Annotated in this window: 18 protein-coding genes; 4 read left to right on the top strand and 14 right to left on the bottom strand. The window is 69.1% G+C overall.

From position 1 onward, the window contains the following. Window positions 1–4 precede the first annotated feature (4 nt). From BN1263_RS01535 to BN1263_RS01495, 9 genes are all read right to left on the bottom strand, one after another. Complete coding sequence (locus tag BN1263_RS01535; protein ID WP_058979067.1) at window positions 5–1,303, bottom strand: DUF58 domain-containing protein; 1,299 nt, start codon at window positions 1,301–1,303, stop codon at window positions 5–7. After that, window positions 1,300–2,286, bottom strand: coding sequence for an AAA family ATPase (locus BN1263_RS01530; RefSeq protein ID WP_014648782.1), 987 nt, complete (start codon window positions 2,284–2,286; stop codon window positions 1,300–1,302). Before BN1263_RS01530 ends, BN1263_RS01535 begins: the two co-directional genes overlap by 4 nt. Next, window positions 2,283–3,467, bottom strand: coding sequence for a DUF4350 domain-containing protein (locus BN1263_RS01525; protein WP_058979065.1), 1,185 nt, complete (start codon window positions 3,465–3,467; stop codon window positions 2,283–2,285). Before BN1263_RS01525 ends, BN1263_RS01530 begins: the two co-directional genes overlap by 4 nt. Next, entirely contained in the window at window positions 3,464–5,086 is a 1,623-nt protein-coding gene (locus tag BN1263_RS01520; RefSeq protein ID WP_058979062.1) for a DUF4129 domain-containing protein, read from the bottom strand. Before BN1263_RS01520 ends, BN1263_RS01525 begins: the two co-directional genes overlap by 4 nt. Further along, window positions 5,076–6,068 (bottom strand): stage II sporulation protein M, encoded by a 993-nt coding sequence (locus BN1263_RS01515; RefSeq protein WP_021203337.1) that lies wholly within the window; start codon window positions 6,066–6,068, stop codon window positions 5,076–5,078. The genes BN1263_RS01520 and BN1263_RS01515 overlap by 11 nt, the downstream gene beginning before the upstream one ends. Continuing rightward, window positions 6,065–6,754, bottom strand: a complete 690-nt coding sequence (locus tag BN1263_RS01510; protein WP_019661651.1) for an RDD family protein — start codon at window positions 6,752–6,754, stop codon at window positions 6,065–6,067. Before BN1263_RS01510 ends, BN1263_RS01515 begins: the two co-directional genes overlap by 4 nt. Window positions 6,755–6,877: 123 nt before the next feature. Next, window positions 6,878–7,408, bottom strand: coding sequence for a gamma carbonic anhydrase family protein (locus BN1263_RS01505; RefSeq protein WP_019661650.1), 531 nt, complete (start codon window positions 7,406–7,408; stop codon window positions 6,878–6,880). A 168-nt stretch (window positions 7,409–7,576) separates the two neighbouring features. Continuing rightward, a complete protein-coding gene (gene mnmG, locus BN1263_RS01500) occupies window positions 7,577–9,466 on the bottom strand; it encodes a tRNA uridine-5-carboxymethylaminomethyl(34) synthesis enzyme MnmG (protein WP_058979060.1) in 1,890 nt (629 codons plus the stop codon). A 548-nt stretch (window positions 9,467–10,014) separates the two neighbouring features. Then, on the bottom strand, window positions 10,015–10,494 hold the full coding sequence (locus tag BN1263_RS01495; RefSeq protein WP_058979058.1) for a hypothetical protein: 480 nt from the start codon (window positions 10,492–10,494) through the stop codon (window positions 10,015–10,017). Between the two features lie 159 nt (window positions 10,495–10,653). Between BN1263_RS01495 and BN1263_RS01490 the strand changes: the two genes are divergently transcribed. Then, the gene (locus tag BN1263_RS01490) at window positions 10,654–11,616 is read left to right on the top strand and encodes a pyridoxal-phosphate dependent enzyme (protein ID WP_058979056.1); all 963 of its coding nucleotides are present in this window, start codon (window positions 10,654–10,656) and stop codon (window positions 11,614–11,616) included. Continuing rightward, on the top strand, window positions 11,601–12,245 hold the full coding sequence (locus BN1263_RS01485; protein WP_058979308.1) for a YdcF family protein: 645 nt from the start codon (window positions 11,601–11,603) through the stop codon (window positions 12,243–12,245). Before BN1263_RS01490 ends, BN1263_RS01485 begins: the two co-directional genes overlap by 16 nt. Window positions 12,246–12,359: 114 nt before the next feature. On the opposite strand, the gene bioC is transcribed toward BN1263_RS01485, so the two are convergent. The 5 genes from bioC to bioB all read right to left on the bottom strand — a co-directional run bounded on the left by bioC (window position 12,360) and on the right by bioB (window position 17,198). Next, the gene (bioC, locus tag BN1263_RS01480; RefSeq protein WP_058979054.1) at window positions 12,360–13,244 is read right to left on the bottom strand and encodes a malonyl-ACP O-methyltransferase BioC; all 885 of its coding nucleotides are present in this window, start codon (window positions 13,242–13,244) and stop codon (window positions 12,360–12,362) included. Between the two features lie 12 nt (window positions 13,245–13,256). Then, window positions 13,257–14,036: an SDR family oxidoreductase gene (locus BN1263_RS01475; protein ID WP_058979052.1), complete on the bottom strand. Its 780-nt coding sequence runs from the start codon at window positions 14,034–14,036 to the stop codon at window positions 13,257–13,259. Window positions 14,037–14,065: 29 nt separating this feature from the next. Beyond that, window positions 14,066–14,845, bottom strand: a complete 780-nt coding sequence (gene bioH / locus BN1263_RS01470) for a pimeloyl-ACP methyl ester esterase BioH (protein WP_058979050.1) — start codon at window positions 14,843–14,845, stop codon at window positions 14,066–14,068. An 18-nt stretch (window positions 14,846–14,863) separates the two neighbouring features. Continuing rightward, window positions 14,864–16,087 (bottom strand): 8-amino-7-oxononanoate synthase, encoded by a 1,224-nt coding sequence (gene bioF, locus BN1263_RS01465; RefSeq protein WP_058979048.1) that lies wholly within the window; start codon window positions 16,085–16,087, stop codon window positions 14,864–14,866. Window positions 16,088–16,154: 67 nt separating this feature from the next. Continuing rightward, window positions 16,155–17,198 (bottom strand): biotin synthase BioB, encoded by a 1,044-nt coding sequence (gene bioB, locus BN1263_RS01460; protein WP_058979046.1) that lies wholly within the window; start codon window positions 17,196–17,198, stop codon window positions 16,155–16,157. Between the two features lie 298 nt (window positions 17,199–17,496). On the opposite strand from bioB, the gene BN1263_RS01455 reads away from it, so the two are divergent. Together BN1263_RS01455 and BN1263_RS01450 are read left to right on the top strand one after the other, a co-directional pair. Beyond that, window positions 17,497–17,814: a hypothetical protein gene (locus BN1263_RS01455; protein WP_021203351.1), complete on the top strand. Its 318-nt coding sequence runs from the start codon at window positions 17,497–17,499 to the stop codon at window positions 17,812–17,814. Window positions 17,815–17,956: 142 nt separating this feature from the next. Further along, entirely contained in the window at window positions 17,957–19,297 is a 1,341-nt protein-coding gene (locus BN1263_RS01450) for a chloride channel protein (RefSeq protein ID WP_058979044.1), read from the top strand. Window positions 19,298–19,306 lie beyond the last annotated feature (9 nt).

Raw genomic sequence — 19,306 nt, 5'->3', positions numbered from 1 at the left:
CGGCTCAGAGCAGCCCTTCGCGCTTCACCGCCAGGTAGCGCTCCACCAGCGCGCCGGGCAGGGCGTCGGCGGTCACGTCCAGCACCATCACCTTCTCGCTGCGCAGTGCCTCGTGCGCCTTCGCGCGCTGCTGCAGGTACAGCGCGGCGGCACCGGCCTGGGTGGCGTCTTCCAGGGTCTGCACGTCACCCTCCAGCGCGCCATCCAGCTCGCGCTCGCGCAGGCTGGCCACGCATACCAAGTGGCGTTGCTGCAGCAGGCGCACCGCGGCCAGCAGGTCTTCGATGTCCTCGTCGCGCACATTGCTGACCAGCATCACCAGCGCACGCCGTCGCTGGCGCAGCGATACTTCGGTGGCCGCAGCCAGGTAGTCGGTGGCCACCGCGCGCGGCTGCAGGTCGTAGCTGGCGCGCAGCAGGTGCTCGACCGTGCCCATGCCGCGCTGTGGTGCCACCCAGCGGCGTTCGCCCCCGGCAGCGTACAGGCCGGCGGCATCGCCCTGGCGCAGCGCCAGGTAGGCCACCACCAGCGAGGCATTCAAGGCATGGTCGAAGTGCGAGAGCCCGCCTTCGCTGGCCAGCATGCGCCGGCCACTGTCGAGCATCAGCAGCAACTGCTGGTTCTTCTCGTCCTGGTACTCGCGCGAGATCAGCTTGCGCGCACGTGCGGTGGCCTTCCAGTCCAGCTGGCGCAGGCTGTCGCCGATGCGGTACTCGCGCATCTGGTGGAAGTCGGTGCCTTCGCCACGGCGGCGCTTCACGTGCGCACCGACCAGCCGCGAGGCCTGGTCGGCACTGAACAATGCGAAGCGGGTGAGCGGCACGAAGTTCGGATAGACCCGCACCTCCAGCGCCGGCGGCAGCGTGCGTTGCTGCCACCACAGGCGCCACGGCGAACGCATGCGCAGGTGCACCCCCTCGAAGCGGAAGTGCCCACGCTGCAGCGGCTGCAGGTGGTAGTGCAGGGTGGACGCCGTACCGGCCTGCAGGCTCACGCGCTGCGGCAGCGCTTCCAGCGGCCAGCCGCCGGGCACCAGGTCGAACACCTGTACCGTCATCGATTGCTCGGCCTGCAGACGCAACGCCGCCTCGCGGCGCACGCCCAGCGCCAGCGCTTCAGGCAGCTCGCGCTGCACCTGCGGCGATGCACGCCGCCACTGCCGCCACAGGTCCCACATCGCGGGCAACGCGATGGCCACGGCCGCCAGTGCCCAGCTCCAGCGCGGCAGCCATCCGCCCAGCACCAGCCCGCCCAGGGCGGCCCAGGCCAGCAGCAGCGCCAACAGCAGCGGGGCCGGCCTCATCGGCGCGGCGCTTCCACCTTGGCCAGCAGCGCGCCCAGCACATCGTCGGCGTCCTGGCCTTCAATCTGCAGTTCCGGGGCCAGCGCGATGCGGTGCCGCAGCGCCGGGCGGGCGATGTCGCGCACGTCGTCCGGCGTGACGAAGTCGCGGCCGGCCAGCACCGCCTGTGCGCGCGAGGCACGCACCAGCGCGATGCTGCCGCGCGGACCGGCGCCGACGGCGATGCCCGGCCACTGCCGGGTGGCGGCGACGATGCGCACCGCGTAGTCGATCACCTCGTCATCGACGGTGATCGCCGCAGTGGCACGCTGCAGTTCCAGCAGCTCGCCGGCACCGAGCACACGCGGCACCTGGCTCAGGTCGAAATCGCTGGCAGCGCGGCCGCTGGTAATCGCGGTCACCATGCGCTTCTCGTCCTCCAGCTGGGGGTAGTCGATCAGCACCTTCAGCAGGAAGCGGTCCAGCTGTGCTTCCGGCAGCGGGTAGGTGCCTTCCTGCTCCAGCGGGTTCTGCGTGGCCAGCGCCATGAACGGCGGCGCCAGGGTGAAGGCCTTGCCCTCAATGGTCACCTGGCCTTCCTGCATTACTTCCAGCAGGGCCGACTGGGTCTTGGCCGGGGCACGGTTGATCTCGTCGGCCAGCAGCAGGTTGGTGAACACCGGGCCGCGACGGATCTTGAAGCTCTCGCTCTTCGGGTCGTACACCGCGTGGCCGCTGACGTCGCTGGGCATCAGGTCGGGGGTGAACTGCACGCGCCCGTAGTCCAGCTCCAGGGCCTGTGCCAGTGCACGCACCAGCAGGGTCTTGCCCAGCCCGGGCACGCCCTCGATCAGCACGTGGCCACCGGCCAGCAGCGCCACCAGGATCTGGTCCAGTACATCGGCCTGGCCGATGAAGGCGTGTCCAACGGCGGTGCGGATGGCATCGACGCGTTCGATCAGGCGCGCGTTGGCGGCCGCCGGCAGCTCGGGGACTTCGGTCATAGCAGGGATCTCATCTGGAGCAGCAAGCGGATACGCTCGCGCAGGGCGGAGGAATCGTGCGGCGGAGGTGGCGTCAGTGCGGCGGCAACACGGCCTTGCGGCCACTTCAGCAGTTCGGCGATGGCCTGTTCGCGTGGCGCACCATCCAGTGCGGCAGCCACCGGTGCGCGCAGGCGCAGGCGGTGCAGGAACAGGGCGAGAACGGCCTCGTACAGGCGCGTACCGTGGCCGAAACGCAGCAGCAATTCACCACTGGCGTGCACGTGTTCCAGCAGCGAACGGCGTTCCAGTACCGGTGACGGCAGCAGGCTGCCGAAGCGTTGCGAGCGGGCCCACAACCAGCCCAGCAGGGCCAGCAGCAGCGGCGCCCACAGCGGCCAGCCCTGGTAGAACATGCGCGACCACAGCGACGGTGGGCGGCTGGCATAGATCAGCCAGACCGCACCCTTGCCGTAGTTCGGATCGAGCAGATAGCGGGTCAGGTCGCGGTGAGCCTTGTCGTGCAGGCCATCGCTGGCACCGCCGGCGGCCGCGGCCAGGCGCGCGGCAGGCGAGTCGACATCACCGCGCAGGAACTCCATGTCCGCCAGCACGCTCACTTTGCCCTGGCCATGGCGCAGGCGCGCGAACACCAGGTCACGGTCACCGCCCCAGCGGCGTTCGGCCTGCGCATTGGCGGCAAAACCCAGGGTGAAGCGGCGGCCAGCACAGAATTCAACGTGGCCAGGATCGTCGTCGACATGGAACGGCTGGCAATCGCTGCGCTGGAACAGGCTGTCCACGCCCAGCCGGTCCAGCAGCGGGCCCTGCGTGCTGCCGGCATCGTCCTCGACCGGCGGCGGTGTACGTACAAGCAGGTGGCCGCCACGGTCGACCCAGTCCAGCAGCGCGCTGGCAACGGGCGCCGGCAGTTCGCTGCTGTCCTGCAGCACCACCACCGTGTCGTGCGGACCCAGCGCCATCTGCTGCAGGTCCAGCCGCGGCCGCGAGTGCACGGCGATGCCATCAGCGCGCAGGGCCTGGCCGAGCACGTACAGCGGGTTGTAGGCCGCCTCGCCCCGTGGCGGCAGCCGGATGGTCTCGGTTACCCGCTCGTGCGTGCGCAGGTAGAGGATCGCCAGCGGTATGCCGAGCAGCACCAATGCACCGAGCAGCAGCGACCAGGACAGGCGCGGACTCATGCCTGCCACCCGTACTGCTGGCGCAGGGCATCGGCCATCGCATCGAAATCGGCGCGGCTGGGCAGGCGGCCACCGTAGGCGGCGTACTGCCACATGCGCACGATGCGCGCGAACAGGTCACGGTCGCTGGCCTCGGGCATGCGCCGCGACGCGCGCAGGCATTGCGCTTCGGTGGCACCGGGTGGAAGCGCGATGCCGCTGCGCTCGCCCACCGTGCGCACGCTGGCGCGGTACAGAAGGGCCAGCGCCTGCCGCGGCCGGCCCTGGTCCCAGAGCAGGCCGGCCTGGGTGGCCACGTCCGGCGGCAGCACCACCGGCAACTCCACCTGTTCCTCCACCACCGGCGGTGCGGCCTCGGCCTTGCGTCGGCCGCTGCCCCGCAGCCACGGCAGCCACAGCCGTGCGGTCAGCAGCAGCACCAGCAGCAGGACGCCGAGCAGCCCCCACAGGCCCCATTCGGCCAGCCGCGCCAGCCAGGCGATGCCGTCCTTGCGCGCTTTGCGTTCACCGTTGCTGTTGGTGTCACGCTGCAGCTGCTTGTCTTCCTTCTTCTCTTCCTCGGCCTGTTCGATCGGCTTCCAGCGGGTGACCTGGCGGGTCGGGCGCTGCAGCGGGTCTTCATAGGCGCGGTTCACTGCCTGACGGAAACCGGCGGTGTCCACCGGCGTACCGCCGAAGATCGTTGCCGGGGTGTTGGCCGGGTCGATGGTCGGTGCTTCGTCGCTTCCCTCGGCGTCGATGCCACGGTCGTTGGGCTTGCCTATGGCTCGTTCGGGCTCGGCGTCTGTGTCCTGCGCATGCACCGGTGCGGAGACCAGCGGCAGTGCCAGGCACAGCAGCAGGGCCAGCGTCGATGCCGCCGGCAGCAGCCGCTCGCGCAGGCGGCGCAGGGCGATCTCCACATCCCAGGCTTCCATCTGCGTGCGCCGGTTCAAGTACAGGCCAAAGCCCGCACCGACGAAGAACGGGCCGATCAGCACCGAGGCCAGCCAGCACGCCAGGTTGAAGCCCAGCCGTGCCCATGCGGGTGTGTCCTGGCCGATCATGTCCCATGCGGCGCGCCATGATTCGGACATCAGCTCCAGTGGCATGAACATGAACACCGCACCGATCGCGCCGGATACCAGTACCACTTCGAAGGCCATGCAGCTCACGGTCAGCACCAGTGCCGCGCCTGCAGCCCCGGCGGCCACCGCACGGCGGCGTGGGCCGCGCTGGTCTGGTGTGTTGCCTTCCAGCAGGTTCACCGGCAGGCACAGGCTGCGCAGTACGCTGAAGCGGCGCCAGCCCAGGTAGCCCCAGAAGCCGCTGTTGCCCCAGTGACGTTGCGCACGCAGCGCGGCCAGCGTGCCGACTGGTTCACCGAAGATGCCGCGCGACAGCACATACAGCGGCGCACGTTCGAACAGCGGTTTGCACCACCACATCGCCAGCCAGGCCCAGCCGAAGGCATCCAGCCACCAGCCCAGCGCGTTGAAGATCACGAACAGCGGTGCACTGGCCAGCAGCCAGCTGCCCCACAGCGCGCGCGCGTGACGGCGGGACAGCGCGGTGCCCAGCTCCATCGCTTCCCAGCCACTGCGGGCACGCAGCGCCACGTCCAGGTGGTCAATGCGCATGGCCAGCTCCACGTCCGCCGCGCCACAGCCACAGCAGCACGCCGGCCCACAACACACCGGCCACGCTGAACTTGCCCCATGCAGGTACTTCGGCGATCGATGACCAGAAGGCTTCGATGAAGGCGGCCACCAACAGCATGAAGGCGACGCCGAGGCACAGCCGCGCGCCGATGCGGCCGCCGTCGACCAGTGCATCCAGGCGGCTGCGCCGGCCCGGCGCCAGCAGCTTCATGCCCAGCTGCAGGCCGGCACCGCCAGCGATCACGATCGCAGTCAGCTCGAAGGCGCCGTGGCCGACCACGAAGCGCCAGAACGGGTCGCCATGGCCGATGTGCTGCAGGTGGCCTGCCACTGAACCGATGATCACGCCGTTGAACAGCAGCACCAGCAGCGTGCCCAGCCCGGCCAGCAGCCCGCTGGCGAAGGCGCGCAGGGCGATGCTGATGTTGTTCATGATGTAGTGGCCGAACATCATCCAGTCGGTGCCGCTGTCACGCCCCAGGCGCTCGGCGGCGGGATCGTACATGCGCTCCATCTCGGCGATCTGGCGGTTGTCCATCAGCATGTGGATCAGGTCCGGATAGACCTGCACCAGCACGAAGCAGGCCACCGCCGGCAGCGCGAACATCGCCAGCGCCGCCCACATGCTGCGCGCCTGGCTGCGCACCAGCAGCGGAAAATCGGCCACCAGGAACTCCAGGGCACGCCGCCAGCGCGTTGGCGGCGTGCGGTACAGCACGCTGTGGCCCTGCTGCATCAGCTGTTGCAGGCGTTGCACCAGCTGCGGGCTGTAGCCGCGCTCGCGGGCCAGCGCCAGCTGCTGGCACAGCCGCCGGTAGCGCTGCGGGAAGGTAGTGTCGTCCAGTGCCAGGCCGCTGGCCTTGCGGCGCGTGCGGCGTGAGGCGCCAGCACGCAGCAGCAGCCACTGCTCCAGATCCTGCCATTCCTGCTGGTAGCGGGCGACGAACTGCTCCTGTTTCATCGCCGCCCCAGCAGCCAGTTGGCCATCGCATACAGGCGCAACACGCCGACCTGGCCGTGGGTGCCGGTCAGTGGCTCGGCAATACCGGCCAGCTCCTGCTGGCGCGCCGCCGACAAGCGTGGCGCGCGCTCGGCGAAGGCCATCAGCGCGGCCTGTTCCTCTGGTCGCAGGGGCTGCGGCGGGGCCAGCACGCTGCCGATGGTCGGCGGCGGTGGCAGGTACAGCGCGGGTGCATGCACCACCACAGTGCCCGCCACCAGGTCGCCCAGACGGCGGCCATGCGGATCGAACAGGCTGCTGATCAGGCCCAGCGCATAGCCGAAGGGCAGCATGTCCACCGTGCGCAGCAGGTTGCGGGTGATCGCCGCCATCCAGCCTGCCGGCGCGCCATCGCGGGACAGCACGCGCAGCCCCAGCGCACGCTTGCCCAGGGTGCGTCCCCACACTGCTTCGCAGACGATCGGGTAGGCCCAGTAGACCAGGAACATCAGCACCAGGTAGAGGCCGGAGCCGAACTGGTCCAGCAGTGCCAGCGGAATCGACATCAGCACCAGTGCCGCGATGCGCACGCCGAGATCGACCAGCCAGGCCATCGCCCTCGGTACCGGGCCGGCTGCAGGCAACTGCAGCGGCACACCCTCCGGCGTTACCACCTCGCGGTAGGTATCGAGCATCGGTGCGGCCATCAGCGTGATGGCCTTCGTTGTGGGCGCCGGAGTCCTCTCCGGCAGGCAGCCACAGGCATGGGGGTCTCGACAGGTCCTGGTCGGGCCCAGACTTTAGCAGAGCCGCATGGCGGCGTTGGCCGCTCAGCCCAGGTATTCGTCCTTCAGCCGCACGTAGTGGTCGGCCGAGTAATGCAGCGCCTCGATTTCCTTGTCGCTCAGCGTGCGTGCCGGGCGGGCCGGGTTGCCCACCCACAGCTCGCCTTCGCCGACCACCTTGCCCGGGCCGACCACGGCACCGGCGCCGACGAAGCCATGGCGCTCGACCCGCGCGCCGTCGAGGATGCAGGCACCCATGCCGATCAGGCTGTAATCACCGATGGTGCAGGCGTGGATGATGCAGCCGTGGCCGACGGTCACGCCTTCGCCGATCAGGGTCGGGTAGCCGGCCTTGTTGTAGGGGCTGTGGTGGCTGACGTGGATGATGGTGCCGTCCTGCACATTGGTGCGTGCGCCGATGCGCACGTAGTTGACGTCACCGCGGATGATCGTGCCCGGCCACACCGAGACGTCCTCGCCCAGCTCCACGTCACCGATGATCGTGCACGACGGGTCGATGTACACGCGCTCGCCGAGGACGGGCATCTTGTCGCGGAAGGGGCGCAGCGGGTTCATCGATGTCTCCGGAAATCAGGGCGTCCGCGACGATGATACGCGCTCGGCCAATGGCGACCCCGCCACCCGCAACTGCCGGAATGCCTCATGCATCCGTGTCGACCAAGGTCGACACCTGCCAGAACGGATCGCGCGCCGCATTGGTGGATGGCATCCACCAATCCCGCGTTACGCCACGCGGCCGCGGCGTGCACGCTCCAGGTGCACCAGAAGCAGCGAGATTGCCGCCGGGGTCATGCCCGGAATGCGCTGCGCCTGGCCGATGGTCTGCGGGCGCACGCGCTCCAGCTTCTGCAGCGCTTCGGCCGACAGCCCGCGCACCGCCGCGTAATCGAAGGCTTCGGCGATCGGCGTGGCTTCATGCCGCTGCTGGCGCTCGATCTCCTCGCGCTGGCGGTCCAGGTAGCCGGCGTACTTCACGCCGATCTCCACCTGCTCGGCCACCTTGGCGTCGGCCACGGCCGGCCCCAGCGATGGCACCTGCATCAGCTGCGCGTAATCCAGCTCGGGGCGCTTGATCAGGTCCAGCACGTTGGTCTCGCGGCTGACCGCCACACCCAGCGTGTCCTGCACTTCACGGCCCAGCGCATTGGCCGGGGTTGCCCACAGCGCGCCCAAGCGTGCGCGTTCGGCAGCAACAGCGGCCTGCTTGGTCTCGAACGCGTTCCAGCGGCGGTCATCCACCAGGCCCATCTCGCGGCCGGCCGGTGTCAGGCGCTGGTCGGCATTGTCCTCGCGCAGCTGCAGGCGGTATTCGGCGCGGCTGGTGAACATGCGGTACGGCTCGTTGGTACCGTGGGTGATCAGGTCATCCACCAGCACGCCCAGGTAGGCCTCGTCGCGACGCGGGCACCAGCCGTCCAGCCCGCGCACCTGGCGTGCGGCGTTGAGGCCGGCCAACAGGCCCTGCGCGGCGGCTTCTTCATAGCCGGTGGTGCCGTTGATCTGGCCGGCGAAGAACAGGCCGTTGACCAGCTTGGTTTCCAGCGAAGCCTTCAACCCGCGTGGATCGAAGAAGTCGTACTCGATCGCGTAGCCCGGGCGGGTGATATGCGCGTTGCCGAAACCGCGGATGCTGCGCACCATCTCCAGCTGCACGTCGAACGGCAGCGAGGTGGAGATGCCGTTGGGGTAGATCTCGACGATGCCCAGGCCTTCGGGTTCGACGAAGATCTGGTGGCTGGCCTTCTCGGCAAAGCGCACCACCTTGTCTTCGATGGACGGGCAGTAGCGCGGGCCGATGCCCTCGATCTGGCCGCTGTACAGCGGCGAGCGGTGCAGCGCGTCGCGGATGATCTGGTGGGTCTGTTCGGTGGTGTGGGTGATCCAGCAGCTGACCTGCTGCGGATGCTCGTCCACCGAACCCAGGAAGGACATCACCGGGCGCGGCGAGTCGCCGGGCTGCTCATCCATCACGCTGTAGTCCAGCGAGCGGCCGTCGATGCGCGGCGGCGTGCCGGTCTTCAGGCGGTCCACCTGGAACGGGCGCTCGCGCAGGCGCGCCGCCAGCGTGGTGGCCGGCGGGTCGCCCATGCGGCCGGCGGCGTACTGGGTCGGGCCGACATGGATCTTGCCGGCCAGGAAGGTGCCGGCGGTCAGCACCACGGCCTCGGCATCGAAGCGCAGGCCGGTCTGGGTGATGACCCCGCGCACGGCATCGCCTTCGATGACCAGGTCATCGACCGCGGCCTGGAACACCGTCAGGTTGTCCTGGCCTTCGACGATGGCGCGGATCGCCATGCGGTACAGGTTGCGGTCGGCCTGGCAGCGGGTGGCACGCACGGCCGGGCCCTTCGATGCGTTGAGCGTGCGCCATTGGATGCCGGCGCGGTCGGCGGCATGCGCCATCGCACCGCCCAGGGCGTCGATCTCCTTGACCAGGTGGCCCTTGCCGATGCCGCCGATGGCCGGGTTGCAGCTCATCGCGCCCACCGTTTCGATGTTGTGGGTCAGCAGCAGGGTGCGCACGCCGGTGCGGGCCGCGGCCAGCGCGGCTTCGGTGCCGGCGTGGCCACCGCCGATGACGATGACGTCGTAACGATGGAAGGACGGGTTCATGGGGGCTGTTCAGCTTGGGGCAGGCGCGGCCGGGGGCGGCGCAGGGGTGGCGATTTTAGCGCCATTCGGGGTCCGGACGCCGGCGCCAGCCAGTTGGCGGCGAAATCGGCCCTAAAGTTGGCAGGATTTTTGCAGATAACCCAATAGCACCCATCGTGGCTGGCGCCGTAGGCGCCCGTGACCGGAATTGGAACAGGGGCCGGTACAGGCGCACGGTGGGGGAGCAGAGGGCCGGCAGTCGGGGGACTGTCCGGCCCTGTTTTTTTGCGGCTGTCGGGAAGGCGCCATCCACGCATGGCGTGGATCTACTGAAGCTGGGGCTTTCGCCGGTTGGCGACCTGACAAAACAAACGGCCCCGCATTGCGGGGCCGTCTGCCTTCAGAGGTGCCGACATCCGACAGGGCCGGAACAGGGGGGATCCAGATGTTCCTGTCGGATATCGACGTAGAGCTTTTTGCGGCGGCCCGTGTCGTTTTTGTCACTTTGTGACGTGGGCCGTCACTGTCCGCGTAGAGTGCGGCTTGGACCGTGTGAAATGCAAGACGGTTCAGCGCTCAACTGTGCGCTGCGTCGCACGATCCATGTTGCGCCAAGGGGAACCGTTCATCCTCGGCGCACTCGGTGCCGGTGCCGGACGGGCCTGGGGCGCCGAGGGCTGGGCGTTCGACTGCGGCGGGCGGCGCATCGAATCCATGTTCCGCCACGGGGAACCACCGTTGTACGACGGCCGTGACGGCGGCGGGGGACGATGCTCGCCACCATTGCCCGGGCGCGGCGGCGGGCGGTGGTTGTGCGGCGGTCGGTAGATCGGGCGCGAGTAATACGGGTTGCCGTAGCCGCCGTAGTAGCCGCCATAGCCACCGTAGTAGGGGCCGTAGTTGTAGGGATAGCCGGCCGGGTAGCGGTACTCCACCGACGGCGCACCGTGGTAGTAGCTGCCGCTGCGGCCCCCGCCGACATAGTCGTAGGTGGTGCAGCCGGTCAGGGCCAGCAACAGGCCCCCGGCAAGCATCAGGCGCATTTTCATGGTGGGTCCCCCCAGAGGACGGGTGTGCAGTCAGCTTCGGGCGCCAGCGTTGAATCGGCCCTTAATTCTGCCGGCCAGGATGAATGGAGGCGTAGGCCTGCATGCTGGCATGACCTGCGCCCCGGTCGCCAGCGCGAAGCCATACGTTAATCTTGCGTCATGAGCGATTCACTGTTGCCCCGCGCCGATGACGTCCTGCTTGCTGCGGCGAGGATTGCCCCGCATGCCAGCGTGACCCCGGTACTGCGCTCGCGCATGCTTGATGCGCTGGCCGGCGCGCAACTCGCGTTCAAGGCCGAGCACCTGCAGCGCGGCGGCGCATTCAAGTTCCGTGGTGCCTGCAACGCGGTGTGGTCGCTGGAGGCCGATCGCGCCAGTGCCGGCGTGGTCACGCACTCCTCCGGCAATCATGGCGCCGCCTTGGCGCTGGCCGCGCGCACGCGTGGCATTCCCTGTCACGTGGTGGTGCCGGAAGGCGCGGTGGCGGCCAAGCTGGCCAACATCGCGCGCCATGGCGCCACCCTCTGGCGCTGCCCGCCGACCACCGCCGATCGTGAGGCCGCCTGCGCCAAAGTGCAGGCCGATACCGGCGCGACTCTCGTCCATCCATACACCGACCCGGCGGTGATGGCGGGGCAGGGCACCGCCGCGCTGGAGCTGCTGCACAGCGACGGCCCGTTCGACGTGCTGGTCGTGCCGGTCGGCGGCGGTGGCCTGGCCAGCGGCACCGCGCTGGCCCTGCAGCACGCCAGCCCGCAGACCCGCCTGGTGCTGGCCGAGCCAGCCGGAGCCGACGATACCGCGCGCTCGCTGGCCGCTGGCGAGCGGCAGGGCGCGTTCGCCCCGGACACGATCTGCGATGGACTGCGTACCCTGATCGGCGCGCCGAATTTCGAATTGCTGCGCGCGGCAGGTGCCGAGGTGATCGTGGTTGATGACACCGCGACGATGGCGGCGATGCGCCTGCTGTGGGAGGTGCTCAAGCAGGTGGTCGAGCCGTCGTCGGCCACCGTGCTCGCTGCCGTGCTGGCACAGCCACAGCGCTTCGCCGGCCTGCGCGTGGGCCTGGTGCTGTCTGGTGGCAATGTCGACCTGCCTGCGCTGCGCTGGGGCGCGCCATGAGCCGCGACCGGCACCGGCCCCGCACCGGCCTGCTGGGCTGGCTGTGGCGGCTGTTCGTGCTGCTGGTGGTCTGGCTGCTGGGCGTGACCGCCTGGATCGTTTGGGTAGGTGAGCGCGACCAGGCCGCCAAGGCCGACGCCATCATCGTGCTCGGTGCGGCGGCCTATGACGCCAAGCCGTCACCGGTGTTCGAAGAACGCATCCGGCATGGACTAGACCTGTACGAGGCCCAGTACGCGCCGCTGCTGATCTTCACCGGCGGCTATGGTGGCACCGGTGCGCGCTTCTCCGAATCGCAGGTGGCGCGGCGCTATGCGCTGAAGCATGGCGTGCCGGACGATGCGATCCTGATCGAGACCGCGTCGCGCAACACCGTGCAGAACCTGGTGGAAGCCAAGCGACTGATGGACCAGCGCGACCTGCACCGGGTGATCATCGTCAGCGACCCGCTGCACATGGCGCGCGCGCTGCGACTGAGCAAGGCACTGGGCATCGATGCGCTGGCCTCGTCCACGCCCAGCACGCGCTTCCGCAGCTTCCACACCAGCTGGCGCTTCCTGGTGCAGGAAATCTACTTCTTCCACCGCGACCTGGTGCGCCCGCCGCTGAGCTCGCCGGCCAATACCTGAGGGCGAAAGCCTGCGTTGGGCGCGGCGTCGCATTGGGTAGTGCCGGCCGCTGGCCGGCAGATGCCCACCATGGAATCGTGAGGTTGCCGGCCAGCGGCCAGCACTACCAGACGATCAGGTCTGCTTGCGGCGGATTGGAATCGCCGACACCGGCACCGAGGCGACGTCATGCCCGCCTTCGCGGATCGGCGCGCCCGGGTCCGGTGCCCAGGCGTGGGCATAGATCACTTCCCAGCTGCTGGGCAGCTTGCCGTCGGCACGGCGCATCGGCTCGTATGCAGCGGCGGCAGCGGCGAAACGACCACGCCCGGTCAGCGTATGGCGGCGGTCCACCCGCGCATTGGTCGCGCCCATCGCGCGCAGTTCGCGCATCAGCGAGGGCAGGTCGTCGTAGGTCAGGGTGAACAGATCGCGGTCCAGCACCGGGTCACGGAAGCCGGCCATCATCAGCGCATCACCGAACTGGGCGATCTGTGCAAAGCGGCTCACGTGCGGACGATCATCGGCGGCGGCGAACGCTTCGTTGAGTTCCACCAGGGTTTCCGGGCCGAAGGTCGAGCACAGCAGCAGGCCACCGGGCTTGAGCACGCGACGGAACCCGGCGAACACCGCCGGCAGGTCGTCCACCCACTGCAGGCACAGGTTGCTGAAGATCACGTCCACGCTGTTGTCGGCCAGCGGCAGCGCAGCGGCGTCGCCGCACAGGCGCTGGAACGGCTTCCACCAGCCGGCCTGGCGCTTGGCCTGGTCCAGCATCGGCAGCGCCACGTCCAGCGCGATCACCTGCGCCTTCGGCCAGCGCTTCTTCATCAACGCACTTGCATGGCCGGTGCCGGCGCCGATGTCCAGCACCACCTCGGGCTTGCGTGCCTCAAGGTAGTCCAGCGATTCGATCAGCCGCGACTGCACCTCGCGCTGCAGGGCGGCGGCAGCGTCGTAACTGGTGGCGGCACGCGCGAACGCGCGGCGGACATGGCGGGCATCGAAGTGGGACGGCATTGCGAAAGTCTCTTAGAACGTACCGGGGTAGGCGCCGCCGTCGATCAGCAGATTCTGCCCGGTGAGGTAACCGGCCTGTGCACTGCACAGGAAGGCGCAGGCGGCGCCGAACTCGTCCGGCGTGCCGAAGCGGCCGGCGGGAATCTGCTGGCGGCGACGTTCGGCCACTTCGCCAGCATCGCCGTCCTTGCCCGCACTGTGGGCGAAGTTGGCGCGCAGGCGGTCGGTGTCGAACTGGCCGGGCAGCAGGTTGTTGATGGTGACGTTGTGGGCCACGGTGCGGCGCGACAGGCCGGCGACGAAACCGGTCAGGCCACTGCGCGCGCCGTTGGACAGCGCCAGGATGTCGATCGGTGCCTTCACCGCCGACGAGGTGATGTTGACGATGCGGCCGAAGCCGCGCTCGATCATCGCGTCGACGGTGGCGCGGATCAGCGCGATCGGCGCCAGCATGTTGGCGTCCAGCGCGGCGATCCAGTCGTCGCGCTCGAAATTGCGGAAGTCGCCCGGTGGCGGGCCACCGGCATTGGTGACCAGGATGTCCACCTGCGGGCATGCGGCCAGCGCCGCGGCACGGCCGGCCTCGGTGGTGACGTCGGCGGCGACCGTGCGGACCTCAGCGGCACCGGGCAGGGCGCTCAGCCCTGCGGCGGCAACCTGCAGTGCCTCCTCGCCACGAGCCACGATCACCACGTTGACGCCCTCGCGCACCAGCGCACGCGCGCAGCCCAGGCCCAGCCCCTTGCTTGCGCCGCAGACCAGTGCCCAGCGGCCGTTGATACCCAGATCCATGCGTCAATCCTGCGGAATTCGGAGGGGGCTCATTGTCCGCCATCGGCCGGTGACAGGCCGGCAACGAAGTGTTGCAGGGCGGCGGCCACCTCATCGGCATGGCCGAGGAAAGGCGCATGTCCACCATGGGCGATCGTCAGCGCCTGCGCGCCCGGGGCCAGCGCCGCGGCGGCCTGCATCGCCACCGGAGACACCAACCGGTCTCGCTGGCCGGCGATCCACAGGCTGGGCTTGCCCAGCGTCGGCAGCGCGCCGCGCAGATCGGTGCTTTCGAGCAGGCGCAGGCCTTCCAGCAGGGCGCGTTCGGTGGGCGCACCGCGCTCGACCAGGCGCTGCCGCAGGGCGCGCAGCTCCTCGCGGGCGTGTGCCGAGCCCATCACGTCCAGCGCGAGGAAGCGTTCCAGGGTGCCGCCGAAGTCGGTGGCCAGCTCGCGCCCGAACTGCTCGAACACCGTCGGCTCCACCGCGTGCGGCCAATCCTCGCCACGCACGAAGCGCGGCGTGGCCGCGATCATCGCCAGCCCGCGCACCTTTGGCAGCGTCGCGGCAGCGTGCAGCGCGAACAGGCCGCCCAGCGACCAGCCGCACCACACCGCCGGCGGTGTGGCCGCGGCAATGGCACTGACCACGAACGGCAGGCGCAGCGGCGTGGTGTCCTCGCGGCTGTGGCCATGGCCGGGCAGGTCGACCAGGTGCAGGGTGAACTGGTCCGCCAAGCGCTGCACCAGCGGCGCGAACACACCGCCCTGCAGGGCCCAGCCATGGATCAGTACCAGGTCCGGCCCTTGGCCGGTGACGTCGATATGCATGGGAAAACGACTGCAGGCTCAGGCAAAGACAGGCAACGGCGGGGGCGCGGCGTCGCGCACCGCCAGGTCCACGCGATCGCGCGCGCTGCCGATCGCGTCAACCAGGCCACGCACCTGTTCCGGCGTATGCAGCGCGGACAGTGTCACGCGCAGGCGTGCCTTGCCTTCGGGTACGGTGGGCGGACGGATCGCGCCGACCAGCCAACCGGCCTGTTCCAGCGCCCTGGACATCGCCACGGCGCGTCGATCGTCACCACACAGCAGCGGCTGGATCGGTGTTTCCGAGGCCATCAGGTCCAGGCCATGGCGACGCGCTTCACTACGGAACAGCGCGATCAGGTCGGTCAGCTTGGTGCGACGCCAGTGGTCGCGGCGCGCCAGGCGCACCGCTTCAAGCGCCGCAGCGGCCATCGCCGGTGGCACGGCGGTGGTGTAGATGTACGGGCGCGCGGTTTCGGCCAGATGTTCGATCAGGTCGTCGCGGCCGAGCGCCAAGGCGCCGGAACCACCCAGTGCCTTGCCAAGCGTGACCAGCTGCAGCGGCACATCGTCCACGCCCAGCCCGGCGGCGGCCACGGCACCACGGCCATCACCGACCACGCCTACACCGTGCGCATCATCCACATAGAACAGCGCCTGTTGCAGGCGTGCCACAAGCGACAATGCACGCAGCGGTGCGATGTCGCCGTCCATGCTGAAGACACCATCGGTGGCCAGCATTGCCGCGCCGTCGGGCGCGTGCTTGAGCTGGCGCATCGCGCCTTCCGCATCCAGGTGCGGGTAGCGGCGCAGGCGCGCACCGGCCAGCCGGGTGGCATCAAGGAGGCTGGCGTGGTTGAGCTTGTCCTGTACGCAGACATCGTTCTCTTCGCTCAGCAGTGCCTGCTGCACCGCCAGATTGGCGGCGAAGCCACTGCCGAACAGCAGCGCACGCGGATAGCCCAGCCACTCGGCCACCTCGCGTTCCAGCGCCTCATGCAGGGCGTGGTGGCCGCAGACCAGGTGCGAGGCACCGGCGCCAGCGCCTTCGCGTGCGGCGGCGTCCTGCAGCGCGTTGACCACGCTGAACTGCTGGGCCAGGCCCAGGTAGTCGTTGCTGCAGAAGCCGGTCAGCCACTGGCCGTCCACTTCCAGGCGCACGCCATCGCGACGGGTGACCGTGCGTCGCGGGCGGCGACGGCCTTGGGCATCGCGCAGGGCGCGCTGGGCGTGGAGGCGGGCGGTCAGGTCGGGGCGGGCCATGGTGGCTGAATGCGTCGACGGGGCGGCTAGGGTAGCGCGTTGCCGCGGCGCCTGCTTGCGGCCCGTCTCAGGCCGCGTGAGCGCAGCCACAGCCGGGCGTATCGGCACTGATATCGGCGTGCACGGTGCCGCCGTGGTCGTGGCCCTCGGCATCCACCTGCACCGCCATCGGCTGCAGGCCCAGCCGGGCGAACAAAGCCAGGTCGCGCTCGCTCTCCGGGTTGCCGGTGGTCAGCAGCTTGTCGCCATAGAAGATCGAATTGGCACCGGCCAGGAAACACAGCGCCTGCAGTTCGTCACTCATCGCCTCGCGCCCGGCCGACAGCCGCACCATCGCGCGCGGCATGGCGATGCGTGCCACCGCGATCATGCGCACGAACTCGAACGGGTCCAGTTCGGCACTGCCATGCAGCGGCGTGCCCGCCACCTGCACCAGCTTGTTGATCGGCACCGAATCCGGATGCGCCGGCAGCGTGGCCAGTGCCAGCAGCAGGCCAACGCGCTGCGCGCGCGTCTCGCCCATGCCGACGATGCCACCGCAGCAGGTCTTCAGGCCGGCATCGCGCACGCGTTCCAGCGTATCCAGGCGGTCCTGGTACTGGCGCGTGTGGATGATCGAATCGTAGTAGTCCGGCGCGGTGTCGAGGTTGTGGTTGTAGTAGTCCAAGCCGGCGTCCTTCAGCGCACGTGCCTGTTCTCCACTGAGCATGCCCAGCGTGGCGCAGGTCTCCAGGCCCAGTGCCTTCACCCCGGCGATCATCGCCGCCACCTTCGGAATGTCGCGATCCTTCGGTGAACGCCATGCGGCACCCATGCAGAAGCGCGACGCACCGGCGGCCTTGGCCTGGCGTGCCTTGGCCAGCACCGCGTCCGTGTCCATCAGCTTCTGCGCATTCACCCCGGTGCTGTAGCGCTGCGCCTGCGGGCAGTACGCGCAGTCTTCCGGGCAGCCGCCGGTCTTCACCGATAACAGCGTGGACACCTGCACCTGCGACGGGTCGAAGTGCTCGCGATGGACTGCCGCGGCGCGGAACAGCAGCTCGGGGAACGGCAGATCGAACAGCGCCTGCAGTTCGTCGTGTTGCCAGTCGTGGCGGATGGCAGCAGCCATGGCGGGACCTTGGGTGCGAGTGGAGCGAGGGCGGCAGTGTGGGTGGGGGGGCACGGGCTGTCAACTTTTAGTTTGATGTTTTGGTTTACTTTGCCGTGACTGGAATGGAATCCCATACAAGCGATGGCCATGGCGCTGCATCGATTGCGGGCATCGCTGCTGCCGCGGCGAACCCCGTCCTCGGGCCGGGAGCGGGGGCAGCCTGCGCGGTGAGCTTGGCCCGAACATCGTCAGGATCGACCTGCGCAGCGCGTTGGACGTAACCTCAAGCACACACGTTCAATCGGGCAGCGCTGCAATGGACAATCCGGACAACTGGCAGCCGATCACCCGGGAAGAACTGGAAACCCTGGTCGCACGGCAGTTGCAGGATTGCTCACCTGTCCAACGAGCCACCTTCGAATCCCTGCGCGTGCCATTCCATGCGGTTCGGTTGCACAGGCTGGGCATGATTGAGTGGGTCTGGGCGGTCGCACAACTGCCCGAAGGGTTGCTGTACTACGAGGACGTTGAGGAAGGATTCGAGGTGGGCACGCCGGGAGAGGATGGTGTGTTGCCGAACCAAGGTTGTTCTCAGCTGACGCTGACCCACATTCTCCATCGTTTGGTGATCTGAGCATCAGATCTCGCAGATCGCTGCATCTGCCCGAGTTCAGGACGCTCTTCTGGCGGCATACGTGCATTTCACCGCATCCTGCAAGACCTTCGGCCACAGTGGCCGCTGTCTAACCAAAGCGCTGGCGCGCAGACTTTGACTCATGACCGATCTCCATCGCCTCCGCGGCCGCATCACCGCGCTGGTTCTCAGCGAAGCCTGGCGCCGCCGCGCCGCGCTCTGGGGCGGCGCCGTGGCCGTGGCGCTGGTGGCGATCCTGTTCGCCAAGGCCAGCGATGCGGCCTTCCATCTGTTCCAGCGCATCACGTCACACTCGCCATGGTGGGCCCTGCTGCTCACGCCCGGCATCTTCGCGCTGCTGGCGTGGCTCACTTCCGGCGTGCTGAAGCCCACGCGGGGCAGCGGCATTCCGCAGGTCATCGCTGCGCTGGACAAGGCCGATGAGCCGTTCCGGAAAACCAACCTTTCCCCAGCGGTTTCGGCCGGCAAGCTGCTGCTGACCTCGCTGTCGCTGCTGGGGGGCGCATCGGTCGGGCGCGAGGGGCCCACCGTGCACGTAGGCGCAAGCCTGATGTATCTGTTCGGCCGCTGGTTCGGTTTCAAGGATCCCCGCGAGCTCTCGCACTTCCTGCTGGCCGGTGGTGCGGCGGGTATCGCGGCGGCCTTCAACACGCCGCTGGCCGGTATCGTCTTCGCCATCGAGGAGCTCAGCGGCCGCTTCGAGCATCGTTTCTCAGGCACCCTGCTGACCGCAGTGATCGTCGGCGGCGTGGTGTCGCTGGGCCTGCTCGGCAACTACACCTACTTCGGCCATGTGAGTGCACGCCTGCCGCTCGGCCAGGGCTGGCTGGCCATCCTGCTTTGCGGCGTGGTGGCAGGGCTGCTGGGCGGCCTGTTCGCGCGTGCGGTGCTGGCCAGTGCGGCGGGCCGCCCGCGTTGGCTCGGGCAACTGCGGCAGCGGCATCCGGTGCTGCTGGCCGCAGGCTGCGGCATGGCGGTGGTACTGCTCGCCCTGGTCTTCGGTGAAGGCGCGTTCGGCACCGGCTACGAGCAGGCGCGCAGCCTGGTGCAGGGGCAGGCGCTGGTCGGCCACGAGTTCGGGTTGATGAAGCTGCTGGCCAATCTGGCCTCGTACGTGGCGGGCATTCCCGGCGGCCTGTTCTCGCCGGCGTTGGCGGTCGGCGCTGGACTCGGCCACAACCTGGCAGTGCTGATGCCGGGCGTGGACCCGCGCGCGTTCGTGCTGCTGGGCATGTGTGCTTACCTGACCGGCGTTACCCAGGCCCCGCTGACGTCGGCGGTGATCTCGCTGGAACTGACCGACAGCGGCGACCTGCTGCTGCCGATACTGGCCACGGTGCTGATCGCGCGTGGCGTGTCCGGGCTGGTGTGCAGGGTGCCGATCTATCGCGGGCTGGCGGAGTTGTTGATCGGGCCCGCCGCTACGCCACCGGCGACCGGACAGGGTGAACGCCTTTCCTGACGGGCGGCG

This window comes from Stenotrophomonas thermophila, from assembly GCF_001499715.1.
Classification (GTDB): Bacteria; Pseudomonadota; Gammaproteobacteria; order Xanthomonadales; family Xanthomonadaceae; genus Stenotrophomonas; species Stenotrophomonas hibiscicola.
The sequence above is the reverse complement of the archived record's forward strand: the minus strand, read 5'-3'. Positions and strand labels throughout refer to the sequence as shown.